The sequence below is a fragment of the Actinoallomurus acanthiterrae genome, from assembly GCF_054775715.1.
In genome coordinates, this window is the sequence record NZ_BAAHCO010000001.1 from 6751419 (window position 1) to 6767176 (window position 15758).

Genomic DNA, 15758 nt, shown 5'->3' on the forward strand with positions numbered 1-15758 from the left:
TGATCTGTTGGGCTGAGGTGTTCTCAGACGGGCAAGGCGAAGATGCCGTAGGAGAAGCCGTGGGTCCGGACCTCTCCGCCGGTTATCTCGACTCCGTGTACGGCGAGGGGACGAGCACCGCCGGTGCCCGTCACCCGTGCGTGGGCGGGGTCTCGGCGGCCGTTGATGACGACCAGATGGCTGTCGCCTCGGGTGTAGACGAAGGGATAGTCGCGGTGCAGGATCCGCACCGGCGCGGTGGCGCCGAACGCGGGAGTCTGTTTGCGCAGCTGGATCAGCGTGCGGACCTGATGCAGCAGGGAAGTATCGTGCGTCTGGGCGGCGGTTACCGTCGGGCGGTCCGGGTCCGGGTCGATCGGCAGGTAGAGGAACTCCGCGGCGGCGGTGGAGAACCCGGCGTTCGGGCCGTCATCCCACTGCATCGGGGTACGCGACCCTTGCCGGGCCTGGGTGTCGAGCTGGCTGCCTTCCTTGTCCGGCAAGCCGGGGACGTATCGCATGCCGATCTCGTCGCCGTAATAGATGACCGGCACCGAGGGCCAGGTGAGCTGGAAGGCGAAGGCCGGAGCGACCATGTCGCGGGTGCGTGGGCCGCAGGTCAGGCGGGAGAAATCATGGTTGGACGTGGGCAGAGCCACCAGCCCGCCGCCGTCGGCGGCCGCCTCGGCCTCCTGCCACGCCTCCCAGAACGTCTGCATCGAGCCCTTGCCGTCGGGGTCGAAGTAGCAGGGCTGGCCGTCGCTCCAGGGGCCCTGGCTGCCGGTGTTGTTGTCCCACAGCGAACGCAGGGCCTGGCCCTGGAAATGCAGGAAGAAGTCGGCGTGGAAGCCGGCCGGGATGGAGGTCCGGGGGTCGCCCCACTCGGCCAGCAGCGCGCAGTGCGGGTAGCTGCGGTCGATCCACTCGCGCGTCTGTCCCCACAACCGGCCCGTCTCGGCCTGGCCGGGGTCGTCCTTGACCAGGGAATAGGCCATGTCCACACGGAAACCCGAGACGCCGCGGTCGAACCAGAAGCTCATGATCTCCCGCAGCGCCGCCCGGTTGGCCCGGGGTCCATCCGCGTCCACGGGCTGCCGCCATGGCTCGTTTTCGTTGGGCCTGGCGTAGCCGAAGTTCAGCGCCGGCTGGATGGCATAGAAGTTGGCCAGGTAGAAGCCGCCACGTGCCCCCTGATTGGGAATCCAGTCGCGCATCGGCGAGGCGATGCGGTCCGACCAGATGTAGCGATGATCTCCGGGCGTGTTGGCCGACTCCTGAAACCAGCGGTGCCGGTGCGAGGTGTGCCCGGGGACCAGGTCGAACATGACACGGATGCCACGGCTGCGCGCGGCCTCGATCAGGGCCACTGCGTCAGCGTTGGCGCCGTACCGCGGCGCGATGCTCAGGTGGTCCACCACGTCGTAGCCGCCGTCGCCGAACTCCGAGGCAAAACACGGGCTCAGCCAGACCGTGTCGACACCCAGCCAGGCCAGGTAGTCCAAGCGCTCGATGATGCCGGCCAGGTCACCGATGCCGTCCCCGTTGGAGTCGGCGAACGAGGCCGGGTAGATCTGGTAGAGGACGGCGTCGGCCAGCCAGGACACGGCGGCACGGGACCGGGACATGGGATGCGACGGCCTTTCGCAGGAGTCGACTGAGAGGTGGATTAATAATGCAGGATGACTTAATATTTCGAGCGTGTTAGGGATGGTGACACTCGATGGGCAGCACGTCAAGAGGTCAGAGAGGGCATCGATGAAGGCAGGCACTCCCCAGCACTGGTTCGGGCCGCCGCTGGGCCGCGCCACCACCGTGGCGGTCCTTCGTGTCATACACGCGGACGCCACGACCACGCCGGACGACGACTCCCCCGACGGCCTCACGTTGACCGAGATCGCCGGGCGGGCAGGTCTGTCCCGGCCCGCGACCGAAGAAGCCGTCAACGAGCTGAACGGCCGCGGCCTGGTCGCCGAGATCGAGCCGGACCCCAACGCGCCGCGGCCGGTCGGCCGCCCGGCCAAGCGCTACCGGTTCTGCTCCGAACTCGGCTACGTCCTCGGCGTCGACATCGGCATCCACAAAGTCCTCGCCCTGTGCACCGACCTGGCCGGCAATGTCCGCGGTAGCCACCGAATCGAGGTGTCGGCCGAGGTCAGCAATGCCGACCGCATCGAAGCCGCCCGTACCGCCCTTAAACGCGCCGCCCGGGCGGCCTCAGGGGTCCGCCTCGCCGACATCCTCGCCATCGGCGTCGGCACCACCGGCCCGGTCGACCCGCACACCGGCACGGTCCTACGGTCCCCTGCCCTGACCGGATGGGCGGGCATGAACCTACGGCGAGATCTGTCCGGCATCGGCACAGGCCCTGTCCTGGTCGGCAACGACGCCAACCTCGGCGCGCTGGCCGAACACTGGCAGGGAACCGCCGGAGACGCCTCCGATGTCGTCTACATCCTTGCCGGACACCAGGTCTCGGTCGGAATCCTCATCGACGGCCGCCTACGCCCAGGCCGCCACGGCGCAGCGGGAGAAATCGGTGTCCTGAAAGCCGCCCGCTGGTATGAGGCCCGCGACGCACTGGCCGCCGGCAAAGCCGTCGACGACCCTGCGTTCATCGATGACCTGGCCACCGGCATCGCCGCCGCGGTACTCCTCATCGACCCTGACAAGATCGTCATCGGCGGTGGCCTGGCGGGAGCCGGCGACACCCTCCTCAAGCCCCTCAAGCATCGACTCGACGACCTCTGCCTCTTCCCTATCCCCCTCCAGGCCTCCCACCTCGGCGAACGCAACGTCGCTCTCGGCGCCGTCCGGCTCGCCCTGGACCACCTGGAAGAGCAACTGTTCACACTCCCCTGAGGCCGACCGCCGACGGAGGGTGAACTTTGCCATCGCCTCGCCCGGCTGGTCTCCCACCTGCCGGGCGAAGGCGATCGCGTGCTGGTCGGACCCCTACCTCGGCGTAGGCGCGGCGCAGGTGCCCGAGCCCGGGCCGCCCAGGTGGAAAGACGTTCCGGTGGCATTGCCGTAGGTGTATTGGCTGGGACTGGTCTGCGTGACCGTCCAGTTCGGCGAGGCGGTGGAGCCGAAGAGCTGGAAACCGCTGAACCAAGAAGACGCAGGGTCTGATCCGGAACGGCCGTTGCCCATGTCGGTGCAGGTGGGCGTGGTGGTACTGGAGACTTCGCCGAATGCTTCGACCTCACTGGCCTGGGTGTAGGCGTTATTCCACAGAGATCCCGGGAAGTAGCCGATCCAGCCGCCGTTGTAGGACAACCACCAATTGCCGCTGAAATAGCGGATCGCCAGCCGGGCCGAAGTGTTCGGCACCAGCCGGATTCCCGGCCGGGTCGATGAGGTCGAGACGAACCCGCAGCCGTTGTAGCAGGTCTCACCGTTGTTGACCCAGTGGTAGACGAACAGGTGCGGAGCGGTGTCCCCGTTGAGCCCTTGATCGACGGTCCAGCCGATCTCGACGATGAAGGCGCGATCGGTGGTCATCACCGCCAGTTCCTGCAGCGAATGCGCGTTGACGTCGGCCGCATCGACCTTCGGCTGCTCGACATCAGTGGTGACCGAGGCTCCGGTGTTGGTGGCGTACTGCGTTCCAGCGACGTACTGGAAACACGCGCCGAACCAGCACTTGGGCTGGTCCGCCGCGATGCCGGGTGGTACGGCCGGCGAAACGGAACGGGCTGAAAGGCCGCCGGCCGGAGCGATCGAGAGAAGTGCAGTAGTGGCGATGACGAAAGACCGGAGCGACAAGCGGGGCATGATGCGTCTCCAGGAGATCGGTGACACCACCGCCATAGCGGCGTCATGCACGCCACTGTGATCGCGGCGCAGCCCTGCGTCTCATCCCAAATCGCCATAACACGCGGATGATGCACAAAGACGGCTTAGGTGAAGCGCCTGATGAAGGCCGGTGTCGGCCACGAAGATGACCGCCATGCCGGCGGTGCGGCAGCGCGTACGGCTAATCCAGCGGTCTCATCGCTCAGGGTCAGCGCGTGAGCCAGGACTGATAGTCCGGGCAGTCGGCGATCGCCTCACGATGCGCTTCGGCCGCGAGTTCGGTGAGTTCGGCGGCACGGTCGGTCAGCGGGCCACCGATCCGCCAGGCGAACAGGTGCCGCATGCGCAGCGCGGGGCCGACGAGCGGACGTACGACGACGCCGTGGGCTCGCGTGGTGCTTTGACAGGGAGCGATCGCGCGGCCTTCGCGGACGAACGCGCGGATGATGTCGTGCTCGCTGGTCATGTACCGGATCCGAGGGGCGAAGCCGGCCTCCTGGCAGGCGGCGTAGAACACCTCGGGCCAACCGGCGCCGTCGGGCGGGGAGACGAGCCAGTCCTCCTCGGACAACGCGGCGAGCGGAATCTCGACGTGGTGGGCGAGCCGGTGTGCGGCCGGCAACGCGACGGAGATGCTCTCCGTGGCCACGACGCGGATTCCGACCGTCGGCATGGCCGGCAGCTCGTGTCCTGGGTAGTCGACCAGCGTGGCCGCGTCGACGCGGCGAGAGGCCAGCAGGTCCAGCAGCAAGCGCGGCGAGTATTCGGTGTGCACGGTGACGCGGGCGCCGGGCATCGCGAACAGGCGGTTCAGCAGGCCCGTCAGTACGGGAGTGGCGTAGCCGCCGATCCGGATACCGGAGGTTTCCGGCTGCCGGTCCGCCCCGATGAGCAGCTCGTCCACGGTGAACAGCACCGATCGCGCCCGGTTCAGCACGAACAGGCCGAAGGCCGTCGGTGTGACGCCGAGCCGGCCGCGCCGGAACACCTCACCGCCCAGCGCGGTCTCGATCCTGCGCAATTGGCCGGTGAGCGACGGCTGGGAGACACCCAGCCGGGCCGCCGCACGGCTCAGGCTTCCGGCGTCCGCGATCGCACACAGTACGCGCAGGTGGCGTAGCTCGAGCTGCACGACGGCCCCTTTCGGCCCATAATGCGCGGACTATAGCTGATTGGGATTTACCGGGCGAGGGACCGGCCCGGCACGGTTGTGGTGTGATCTACCGCCACTCCGGACTCATCTTCACCGACCATTTCCTCACCGTGCCCCTCGATCATGCCGATCCGGACGGCCGTCGCCTGCGGCTGTTCGCGCGTGAGGTGGCGGCAGCCGATCGCGCCGATGCGGACCTCCCGTACCTGCTGTACCTGGAGGGCGGCCCCGGCCACAGATCGCCTCGTACGGTCCCGGCGTGGCTGCGGCGCGCCGTACGTGACTACCGGGTGGTGCTGATGGACCAGCGCGGCACCGGGCGCAGCACCCCGGCCACGCGCCAGACCCTCACGGGGCTGGACGACCCGGCCGCGTACCTGCGCCATTTCCGCGCCGACAGCATCGTCTCCGACGCCGAACTGCTGCGCACCCGCCTGGCCGGAGATCGGCCATGGAGTGTACTGGGGCAGAGTTTCGGCGGCTTCTGCGCCGTCAGCTATCTTTCCTTCGCCCCCGAGGGGCTCCGCGAGGTAATGATCGCCGGAGGGCTGCCCCCGCTGGATGCGACCCCCGATGAGGTGTACCTGGCCACCTACCCTCGCGTCCTGGCGCACAACGACCGCTATTTTGAGCGTTATCCCGAGGACGCGGAGTCGGCGAAGCTGATCAGCGAGATGCTGGGCGACCTGCGGGTGATGCTGCCCACCGGTGGACGGCTGACGCCGCGTCGGTTCCAGATGCTGGGGATGGGCCTTGGGCTGCAGAGCAGATTCGACGCGCTGCACCACCTGCTGGAAGAGGCGTTCGTCGACGGCCCCGGCAATAGTGAACTGTCCGACGTGTTCCTGCGACGCGTCGACAGCGCCGTGTCCTTTACCGAGTATCCGCTGTACGCGCTCCTGCACGAGGCGATCTACTGCCAGGGGACGGCGTCGGCCTGGGCGGCCGAACGGGTCCGCCGCAAGTTCCCCGAGTTCGACCCGGATCGGTACGGGCCAGTCTGCTTCACCGGAGAAATGGTCTTCCCATGGCTGTTCGCCGAGGATCCGGCGCTGGAACCCCTGGCCGAATGCGCCGAACGACTCGCCGCCTATCCGGACTGGCCGCGCCTGTACGACCCGGGTCGCCTGGCCGTCAACACCGTGCCGGTCGGTGCGGTGGTGTACCACGACGACATGTACGTCGACGCGGACATGGCCCTGTCCACGGCACAAGCCATCCGGGGACTGCAGCTGTGGATCACCAACGAATACGCACATGACGGCATCACTCAGTCCGAAGCGGTGCTCGACCGGCTCATGACGATGATCGCCTCATGAGGCCGGCGGTATGACGGCGGTGGCGGGTGCCTACGGCCGCTCGGCCGGTGGGTAACCCGTCGGCGGGTCGACGGAGGTCCCGTAAACCCGCATCTCGGCCGCGGCCGCGAACGGTTGCCCGTTCAGCGCGTTGAGCGCGGTGAACCTCACGTAGGAGGCGCGTTCGGCGTCGAAGGAGATCCGCTGGATCTGTGGTGAGTCGACGAGCGCGCCCTTCGTGACGGTCCTCCAGCTCGTGCCGTCGTCGGACACGGCGATCTCGTAGCCCGCCACCCGTCCGTTCATTCCTCCGCTCTGCCGGTCGAGGTAGCCGAAGCCATTGACCTCGGCCGCACCGCCCAGCTTCAAGGTCACCCAGTGCGGGTAGGGCGCGTTCGAGTTCGTGTAGTCGGTGTGCCAGATGGTGCCCGGGTCACCATCCAGAACGTTGGACACCGGGCCCTCCGCCGGCCCGGAGGAGAGATTCTCCGAGTCGGCGGTCGCGGTCATCGAGCTCGGCGAGAGCACCGGCACGGTGGCGACCGAGGCTCTGGCGTCAGCCGACACCGTCTTGGTGACGCCGGCGTTGTCGTAAACGGCCATGGCCTTCCAGGCCACGGAGGTTCCAGCGGTGCTCTTGGGCGGGGTCAGGATCCAGGTGGTGCTCACGGTCGCGCCCGGCTTGACGGTGCCGAACAGGTTGCCGTCCCGTTTCTTGACCATCACGGTCCAGCCGGTGGGCAGGCCCTCGAGTTTCATGCCGACGTTGACGGCGTCGGTCCGCTCGTTGTTGGTGAACGTCGTGACGTACTCGCTCGGCACGCCGGGGCTCAGGTCGGCGCTCGGCGGGGTCGTCACGCTCGCGCAGGCGGCGCCGCCGCTCACCGGGCCCAGATCGGTCACCTTCAGGTCGTCGAGCACGAAGTCCGTGCCCGCCGCACCGCCGAGCTTGCGCAGGCCGACCCAGGTGTCGCCGCAGCCCGCGACGATCTGCTTCGAATAGGGCACCGTGTCCAGCGCGGGCGCGAGCGTGTCGCGGGTGATGTCCTCGAGGCGACCTTGCCGTCCCCGACAGTGTCCGCCCCCGTCACCCAGGCCCACTGGCCGTCGAGGTTGGTCTGATATTTGAACGAGACCGTGTACTTGTGGCCGGCGATGAACGGCACCGTGGCGGGGACCGTGCGGTAAGCCAGTCCAGTGTTCTCCTCGTGAGCCTTCAGCGAGTGGTGGCCATCGATGACATCGTCCACCGCCTGGCCCAAGGGTGCCCGCGTTGTAGGGCGAATGGGTGTTCTTCCAGGCCTTCTGGCTGTACGGCGCGTGCAGGTGGCTGATGCTGGTGCGCGGGTCGGTGGCGCCGCCCGCGTCGCCCTTCACGAACGGCCCCCAGCCGGGTTGGTCGCCCTCGAAGTCGTCCTGGGCGATGACGGTGCCTCCGGACCCGTGCTGCCGTTGAAGCCGCGCGGACGTGTCGGCCGTGATCCGCACGTCGTCGATGGTGACGGCGGCGTTCCCGGATCCGGCGCCGATCATCACGGTGACCTTGCCGCGCCGCGGCGCGGTGAACGCGACGGATACGCGCTGCGAATAGGTGCCTTGCTTCGCGTCGGCCGCCATCTCGTTCCGGGCCGGCGTGGTAGCGAAAATCTTCTCGGCCTTCATTCCGCTGCCGCTCACGCTCAACGTGGTGGTGCGGCGCAGACCGGCCGCGATCTCCACGTTGGCGCTCAACGCATACTGCTTGCCCCCCGTGAGCCCGATGACCTTCTGGGAGATGCCGGAGTCGCTGGTTCCGAGTCGTACGACGTTGTCGCCGGTGGGGGTGCGCGCGAGCGTCGCCCCGCCCTTCGGGTTCCAGGTTTCCAGGTCACCGGCGTTGAAGCCGGGGTCCACCAGACCGGTGCCCTGACCGTAGTGCGGGTCCCGATGCGGTGCCCGGTCGCCGTTCGGGACGAGGACGTACGGCTGTCCCTTTTCGGCGGTCAGTGTCACCTGCCCGTGACGGGGTTTCACCTGGGCGGCCTCCACCCGGCCCTGGTCGGTGAGCTTGTAGAGGGTGAAGGCACGGGTCGCGGTGAATCGCTTCGTCAGGTCGAACGTGTGCTTATCGCCCGAGGCGCTGTAGTAGTACATCTTGTCGGCTCTGCTGGGCGAGGACGTGCCGTCGCCGTGCTCAGCCTTGCCCCAGGGCAGCAGGTAGGTGTCGCCGTCGAGCACGACCGCGTTGCCCATCGAGATCCGGCGCTTGCCGTGGACCATCGTGACGCCGACGCCGCCGGTGAGGGTGGCGGACTTGCCGAAGTCCCACCTCATGACCTGGTAGTGCTGGAGGAACTTGGTCGGCAGGTTGTCGGTCCAGATGTTCTGGTAGAAGGCATTCCAGTCGTTGTGGCCGGTCCAGCCCTCGAACTCCTTGATGCTGGAGCCGCCGAGCAGCGGGTCGACGTTCCATACATCGCGGTCGGTGTTGGCGATGAACCGCACGATGCCTGAGTTGATGCCCTTGTTGGTGGGCGGGCCGTAGCCCTTGTCGCTCGCCCAGTGAGACCAGATCGAGGTGCCCTCGAACTTGTACGCCCACTCGGTCGCCACCTCGAAGCCCATCGCGCGCAGCCGCGCGGCCAGTTCGTCGGCCAGCCAGCCGCTGGAGTAGTAGGCGTCGATGTAGACGGTCTTGATGCCCGGGGCCTCCTTGCGCAGCTCCCGGAACCTGTCGAGGACGGCGCCCGAGCCCAGGTCGGTGCGCTGGTCGATGTGGTACGACTGATTGAGCCAGTCCCAGCCGTTGACCTGCCCCTTGACCAGGACGTCGCTGAAACTCTTGGCCTGCGGGTACGCCTCGGTGGCGTTCACGTGCACCGCGACGTCCGCGTTGTACGCAGCGCCGATCCGGGTGAGCGTGTTCAGGTTCGCGAGTCCGCCCGCCCGCGTGTTGTAGTCGCCTCCGTAGTCCGGATGTGCCGAGTCGTGTCCTGCGTTGGCGTAGCCCTTCTCCAGGACCCACTGTCCGAGGTCGTCGGTGGCCATCGAGATCCGCATGACGTTGTCGAGCGTCTTGAGGAACGGATTGGTCGCCTGGCTGGCGAAGTTGAAGGGAATGTGCTGCACGACGCGCTCGGGCACGCGGTCCGCGCCGAGCGGACGGGGCATATGGTCACGGTAGGCGATCGCGCCGTCCTGCCAGTCAACCCGGCCGTCGCCGTTGGCGTCCGCCGCGAGCACGACGGTCGCCTGCGGCAGGGCGTAGGTCCCCACCCGCGGATCGGTGGCGCCCCCGGGCGCGTAGGTGTAGTTGCCGACGGAAAGCTCCGCGCGCCGAGCCCCATTGCCAGCGTCCACGATCCGCGACTGCAGCCGAGTGTTCCAGTTGCCGTTGTTGTCCTGCGCGGAGTCGTCGGTCGCGTTGGTGATGATGCTCGCGGCCAGCGCTCCATTGCTCACGATGCCGTACGGCGTGCCGACATAGCCCGGGTCCGGAGGCGTCGCGCCAGTGATGGCGATGAACTGGTCTGCCGTGGTCGTCGAGTCCGCCGAGATCCTCGTACGGGCCAGGGTCGACGGCGCGGAGGAGGAGTCGACCGAGACGAGCGACTGATCGGGAATCGACAGCTGGTCGACGGCAGATGCGGCACTCCCCTCGATCCTCTTCACCGCGAAAACGACCGTCCTCCGGCGGGTCACCGTGATCGCCGAAGTGATGACGAGGCCCGGCAGGTCGGCGAAGGCCGAGGTGTAGACGGCCTGGTTCCGGTTCGCCTTCACGATCGTGGTGGCGGTGTGCGGCTTGCCGTTGACGGTGAAGGTGTCCAGGACCCGTGCCTGCCCACCGAGTTCCCGGCCGCCCATTCTGTACGAGATGACCTGCGGGAAGTCCCGAGCCACCCGGACGGTCAGGCCCGGACCGGTCAGCTCGAGCGGCGTCGCCGGGTTCTCAGGGGCCGCCGGAGCCGCGGAGGGCGTGATGACCGAGCCGGAGGCGTCGGCCGAAGCGGCGTAAGCCGGAGCGGCAAGCACCGCGAGCAGGCCTGATGCGAGGAGGACGGCAACCGACGCCGCCGCAGAGAATCTCGAAGGGATCATGCGCCGCTCTGGTCGGGAAGGGTACAGAGCCATGGCTTCACCTGGCGCTTCCTCGTGACTCTGATCGCGAGAGTGCACCAGACGATAAGGCAATGGCATCGATAACACCAGAGATTGACTCACCCTGGACATAGGCGCGTTATCGATATACATGATGGTCGCCGAGCATGGCGACACTCCAGACGATCCGATCCCGGTCGCGATCGAGTGTCGCGGCGGCCGGGGTAGCGGCCGCCGCGACTGAGAGGTGGAGGGATCAGCCGAGGACTTCGACTTCGGCCAGGGACAGGGGACGGTCGGACCCGACGAGCTGGACCCGGACGTAACGAGCGGACCGGCCGACCGGCAGCGTCAGTGACGTGCCGGCTGCGGCATCTTGGTAGAAGTTCCACACGCCGGCCTGCTTCTTGAGGACCTGCGGGTCGTTGGAGGTGAACGGCGAGTCAGAGGCGAAGACGTAGAACTGGCGGAGCCGGTCGGAGCAGCAGTCCGTCCGGTTCCACAACTTGATCGTGCTGACGTGCTGGGAGGAGCCGAGGTCCACCTGCCACCAGGGGTTGGTGTCGAGGGGGCCCAAGGAGGTGTGGGTGACCGAGCCCGACCTCATGTCTCCGTTGGTGTTGCCGTCCACCGCTCGGCTCGCGTCGAAGTCCGCGAGAGTGCTGGACTGGGTGGCGGGCTTGTCCAGTGCCAGGTTCGCGGTGGTGACGCGATCCTTGTGGAGGGCGAAGGTGGCGATCGCCGGGGGCAGCGCTCGGGAGCTGGTGATCCGCAGCCGGACCTTCGAGGTGGTGACGGGTCTGGCCAGCTTGAGCAGGCGCCGGTAGCCGATCGTGGTCGCGCTGCCGACCTGCTTCCAGGCCGAGCCGTCCCAGGCGTCCACGGCGAATCCCGACACGCGCTGTCCGACCTGGATGTCCTCCTGCAGGTCGACCACGTTGAAGATCTTGTTCGACCCGAGGTCGACCACGAGGTTGCCGGTGGTGCCGGTGGGCTGCCAGGCGGTGGAGTCGTCGGCGTCCAGCACGTTGCGCGGGAGGTTGCCGGCAGTGTTGGACGTGCCCGCGTCGTTGCTCGCGGACTCACCGGTGGCGACATTCGCCTGGAGCGACCTGATCCAGGCGCCGAACTCCTTCATCCGGGAGACCGCGGCGCCGGGGAAGCGCCCGGTGTTGTCGGGGGCCACGTTCAACAGCAGCTGGCAGTTCTTGCCCACCGAGTTGAGGTACATCTGCTGCAGCCGCGACAGCGGGACCGGCTGCGCATCCGAGTTCCAGAACCAGTGAGGCTCCTGCAGCCGGGCGTCGCACTCGGCCGGTGCCCACCGCAGCAGCTTCCAACTGCTGCTGCCGTTGGTCTGCTGTCCGAGCACCGCGTCGCTGCCCAGGTCCTCGGCGTCGTTGCCGCCGGGCACGCGCAGCACCATGTTGGCGGCGGTCGCCGGATCGGCCGGGTTACCGTCGAAGTCGGTGTTGTACGGGATCGGAGACCATTCGCTTGCCCGGGTGGTGACACCGTCTTCGTTGCCGACCCAGCGGACATCCGGGCCGCCGTCCTGGAAGACGGCCGCGTCCGGCTGGAGGGTGCGGATCATGGTGACCCAGTCTTTGAAGTTGTATTTCTGGGTGAGACCCGCGTTGCTCCAGGGGTTGGCTCCGTCGAGCCACACCTCGTCGACCTTGCCGTACCCGGTGAGCACCTGATACAGGGTGTTCATGTAGTAGCGGTTGTAGTCGTCGGCGGTGAAGTTGAACACCGTGCCGTTGCCGTCACCGGTGCTCGGAATCCGGGAGGCCTTCGGGGTGCTGCCGTTGCCGTACCTGCCCAGACCGCCAGGAATCTTGTCGCGGTCGTCATAGGTCGACTGCTCGATCGTGGACAGGGCCTGTCCGGAGTCGTGCTTGGCGACGACCTGCGGGACCCATTTCTGCGTCCACCAGTCATGGGGCAGTTCCCCGCCGTCCGCCGGCGACAGGTAGAAACCGACCTTGATCCCGTTCTTGTGGGCGGAGTCGGTGAACGCTTTGAGGACGTCGCCCTGGCCGTTCCTCCAGGAGCTGTTGGCCACCCCGTGCGGGGAGTAGGACGAGGGGAACAGCAGCATCCCGTCATGGTGCTTGGTCGTGAGGATGACCTTCTTGAAGCCCGCGTCCTTGAACGTGGCCATCCACTGATCGGTATCCAGGTTGGAAGGGTTGAAGACATCCGGGTTCTCGGCTCCCGAGCCCCATTCCCTTCCGGTGAAGGTGTTCGGGCCGAAGTGGACGAACCCGGTCAGCTCCTCACGCTGCCAGGCCAGCTGCCGTGCCGACGGCACCACACTCGCCGCCTTGGTGACGACCGCACCCGGTGAGTCCGACGACGCGACGGCGATGACATTGGACCCGCTCGCCGCGTCGGCGGCACTCGCCGACACCATAAGGGACGCGGCCGCGATCAGCGCCGCCGCGAAAATGGGCAGCGTTCTTGGTCGTGTGCGAAGAAATCTCATCAGTGGCTTCTCCAGTGCGATGCAGGGGAATCGGGATGGGGGCAAAGCGGCTGCTCGCCAGCGCGGTGTGTTGCGGAAGGGCGATATGGCGGGACACCTAGGTGTTCTAGCCCGATGTGCTGATCGCGAAGATGTGCATGGCGGGTGTATTCGAGGCGAAGGGGCCGACGCTCGGCAGTGTCACCTTGGCGAGGGTCTTGCCCGGGCTGAGCGAGATGGTCTGGGCGAAGACGTCCGCGGTGTGGGCATATTGGGTGTTGCCCTGACGGTTCTGATAGGCGGAGTTGACGGCCACGGTGCCGCCGCTGGGAGCGGTGGTGGAGAACCAGTCCGGGGCGGTCAGGCTGTAGCTCTGTTGGGTGCCGTCGGTGTAGGTGATCGTGCCCGTGCCGGTGACCGGGCCGTAGCTGGCCGAGACCAGGAAGCCGAGTGTGCCCGAGCCGCCCATCGTGATGTTCTGGCCGTTGGCGACGGTGTTGTCTTTGCTGCCGGCTGCGGCGCTTGGCCAGGTGAAGGAGAGCCCGGAGGTCTTGATCGTGGCTCCCGGGGCGGCACCGGCGGTCGTCAGTGCCTGCTCGGAGAAGCTCGCGCCACCGCCGTCGAAGTCGCCGGCCGCGGTGGCGTTGTCGTCGCTGATCCCCACGTTGTCGAACGATGCGGCCAGGGAGCTGAACGTCGGCGCGGCGTCCAGGCCGATCTGTCGCGAGCCGAGATGCTTGGCCGCTGTTGCCGGCTTTCCGCTGATCTGTGCGAAGGGCATGGACGTCGTGGGCGCGGACGCCTTCTCCACGAGGTAGGACTGACCCGAGGTGACCGGGATCGACAAGGTCTCGGCCGTGGTGGGTGCGACGACGACGGCACCCGTGCGGCCGTTGACGACCCGGACCGACTGACCGGACCAAGGGCTGCGCACCTTCATGGTCTGCGTCGCCCCGGCCTCGATGGCCACCGTCGTGGGCGTGCCGCCGCTGACCTGAACGTCGACCTTGGTGTTGTGCTGGATGTAGACCGTACCCTCGCCGGTCCAGTCCGTCGGCCACGCTGGGGCGATGCGCAGCAGACCGTCATAGTCCTGGGCGAGTGCCTCGCTCACGGCCGCGGCGACGACTCCGGAGTGCTCGATGTAGGGCTGCTGGTCGAAGCCTCCGGTGACCTCCGCCATGCCTGACGGAAAGACCTGGTAGGACTTGGTGGAGGCAAGCAGGTCGTTCTTTACCTCGCTCGCCAGGCCGAGACGGGCGGCCTGCAGCGCATCATTGGTCCAGTCGTTGGTGCTGACGTAGCTGCGGGACGTGTAGGTGCGCTTGGCCAACCCGGTGAACTGCGAATTGTCGCCGATCAGGTTGTAGGGCCACACGGCTTCCAGGCCGAGGTTCTCGACGTTTCTCCGGGTCGCGGTGGGCTGCGCCGACAGGGCGATCATGTCGTTGCCGCCGGCGTCGGCGGACGGCGTCAGCACCTGGGTCTGCGTGGCGGTGTCGGTGCGCGGCAGCGGCGGGATCTTCTGGATCGCAGCGTTGAGCTGGCCGACCAGCCCGGAGTCGGTGCCCAGGGTCTGGGCAGCCTTCACCGCCACCGGGAACAGGGCCTGCATGGCGACGATGTCCGTGACGGGATCCTTGACGTCCCACTGGGTCTCGTGGGCGTTGGCCTGCGTGTGCAGCAGCCCATCCGAGCCGGTGGTCGCAGCCGACAACAGGAACCGTGCGGCGCCGCTGATCAGCGGATAGTTGGTTCGGAGTAGCGACAGGTCGTCGGTCGCCAGGTATTCCTGCCACACCCACAACGCGACTTCGGCGCCGCTGCTGAACGTCTTGGCGTTGTAGCTCGGTTGGATCTTCGAGTCGCAGGACGCGTTGTTTTCTTTGCCTTCGTAGTAGCCGTTGCCGTTGAACCGCATCGTCTCCGGGACGCAGAGCCCTTGCGTGCCTGGCACCTTCGACGCGGTCCAGGACGAGATGTTGTCGACGTTGCTCGCGTAAAGGTTGAGGAACGGGTCGTTGAGTTTCGCTCTTCCGGCCGACAGGTTGGCCTGGACCTGCATCCGCAGATTCCAGAGCCAGAAGGCGGCCGCGTCCCAGACCTGGTCGTCACCGGAGAAGTTGAACAGGTCCGCGACTCCCGCATGCGACCCCGGGGTCGATCCGCCGCGTTCGGCCGCGGCGTCGTAGAGGTAGAGAGTGCGCAGGTTCTCGATGTACTCTCCGGAGCCGTCGGAGGAGGACATCTTGATGAGTCCGGCGCTACTCCAGTAGTTGTGCCACCACACCACGTGAGCCGAGGTCAGAGACGAACTCGATTTGCCGGTGTCACCGTCGATAACGGAGTTCGCGGTAGCCAGAGCGTTGCCACCACTCCATGAGGGTGCGGCGACGATGACCCGGAACGCGCCGTCGCTGTTCGGGTTGAACGAAACCTGCGCGGTCAACGAGTCAGGATTGGAAGCCGAGACGTTGCGCCCCCCTGCGCTCACGCCGGCCAGCGAGCCGAAGGTCCGCCCGGACGCGCCCAGGCCCTGGTTGTCCATCCATGTCTCAGCCAGCGCTGCCGTCCTGCCGGACGCGGTCGCCGCGGGCGAGCGCCCGCTCCACAGCTTGACCCGCGCGGTCTGGGTGCTGTTCGGATCGGCCCCGGTGACGTCGACGACCAGTTGGGCGGTGTCGGAACGCACGTAGGCGGTGAGTGTCATCCCGCCGCCGGACTCATGCAGCATCCCGTCGTACAGGTCGAGATACCCGGTGAAGTCGCTGGCGCCGGTCAGCCTGGACAGGCCAGGGATGACCACCTGCCCGGGCGACTTCCGAGTGGGAAAGGTATCGGACCGATTGAGCTGCGCTGTGAACCCGTCCGCCGCCCACACCGCAGCCCCCAAGGTGCCATTGCCCAATGGCACGAACTGCGACGCCCTGGTGTTCGGCGCACCGAGCACGATGTCCGACCGACGCACCACCTTTGGGGTGTC

At 67.4% G+C, this 15758-nt stretch carries 9 protein-coding genes and 1 pseudogene; 2 read left to right on the plus strand and 8 right to left on the minus strand.

The annotated features are described in order from the left end of the window. Positions 1-23: 23 nt before the first annotated feature. Positions 24-1604 carry an alpha-amylase family glycosyl hydrolase gene (locus ACYVF7_RS31715; RefSeq protein WP_460347967.1) on the minus strand — a complete coding sequence of 527 codons (1581 nt, stop codon included), beginning with the start codon at positions 1602-1604 and terminating at the stop codon, positions 24-26. 130 nt (positions 1605-1734) lie between these two features. Here ACYVF7_RS31715 and ACYVF7_RS31720 point away from each other — a divergent pair, with 130 nt between their 5' ends. Next, on the plus strand, positions 1735-2838 hold the full coding sequence (locus ACYVF7_RS31720; protein ID WP_460347969.1) for an ROK family protein: 1104 nt from the start codon (positions 1735-1737) through the stop codon (positions 2836-2838). 93 nt (positions 2839-2931) lie between these two features. Here ACYVF7_RS31720 and ACYVF7_RS31725 read toward each other — a convergent pair whose 3' ends face one another. Together ACYVF7_RS31725 and ACYVF7_RS31730 are read right to left on the minus strand one after the other, a co-directional pair. Beyond that, complete coding sequence (locus ACYVF7_RS31725; protein ID WP_460347971.1) at positions 2932-3804, minus strand: neprosin family prolyl endopeptidase; 873 nt, start codon at positions 3802-3804, stop codon at positions 2932-2934. Positions 3805-3982: 178 nt separating this feature from the next. Continuing rightward, a complete protein-coding gene (locus ACYVF7_RS31730) occupies positions 3983-4906 on the minus strand; it encodes a LysR family transcriptional regulator (protein ID WP_460347973.1) in 924 nt (307 codons plus the stop codon). Between the two features lie 83 nt (positions 4907-4989). Between ACYVF7_RS31730 and ACYVF7_RS31735 the strand changes: the two genes are divergently transcribed. Next, positions 4990-6246: an alpha/beta fold hydrolase gene (locus tag ACYVF7_RS31735; RefSeq protein ID WP_460347975.1), complete on the plus strand. Its 1257-nt coding sequence runs from the start codon at positions 4990-4992 to the stop codon at positions 6244-6246. 30 nt (positions 6247-6276) lie between these two features. Here ACYVF7_RS31735 and ACYVF7_RS31740 read toward each other — a convergent pair whose 3' ends face one another. The 5 genes and pseudogenes from ACYVF7_RS31740 to ACYVF7_RS31760 all read right to left on the minus strand — a co-directional run bounded on the left by ACYVF7_RS31740 (position 6277) and on the right by ACYVF7_RS31760 (position 15581). Then, positions 6277-7233: a discoidin domain-containing protein gene (locus ACYVF7_RS31740; RefSeq protein ID WP_460358201.1), complete on the minus strand. Its 957-nt coding sequence runs from the start codon at positions 7231-7233 to the stop codon at positions 6277-6279. Further along, positions 7131-7475: a hypothetical protein gene (locus ACYVF7_RS31745; protein ID WP_460358203.1), complete on the minus strand. Its 345-nt coding sequence runs from the start codon at positions 7473-7475 to the stop codon at positions 7131-7133. The genes ACYVF7_RS31740 and ACYVF7_RS31745 overlap by 103 nt, the downstream gene beginning before the upstream one ends. A 52-nt stretch (positions 7476-7527) precedes the next feature. Next, a pseudogene (locus tag ACYVF7_RS31750) lies at positions 7528-10458 on the minus strand (endo-alpha-N-acetylgalactosaminidase family protein); the annotation flags it as partial. Between the two features lie 103 nt (positions 10459-10561). After that, positions 10562-12796 carry an alpha-L-fucosidase gene (locus ACYVF7_RS31755; RefSeq protein ID WP_460347977.1) on the minus strand — a complete coding sequence of 745 codons (2235 nt, stop codon included), beginning with the start codon at positions 12794-12796 and terminating at the stop codon, positions 10562-10564. Positions 12797-12902: 106 nt separating this feature from the next. Beyond that, positions 12903-15581: a glycosyl hydrolase family 95 catalytic domain-containing protein gene (locus ACYVF7_RS31760; RefSeq protein WP_460347979.1), complete on the minus strand. Its 2679-nt coding sequence runs from the start codon at positions 15579-15581 to the stop codon at positions 12903-12905. Between the last annotated feature and the right edge of the window lie 177 nt (positions 15582-15758).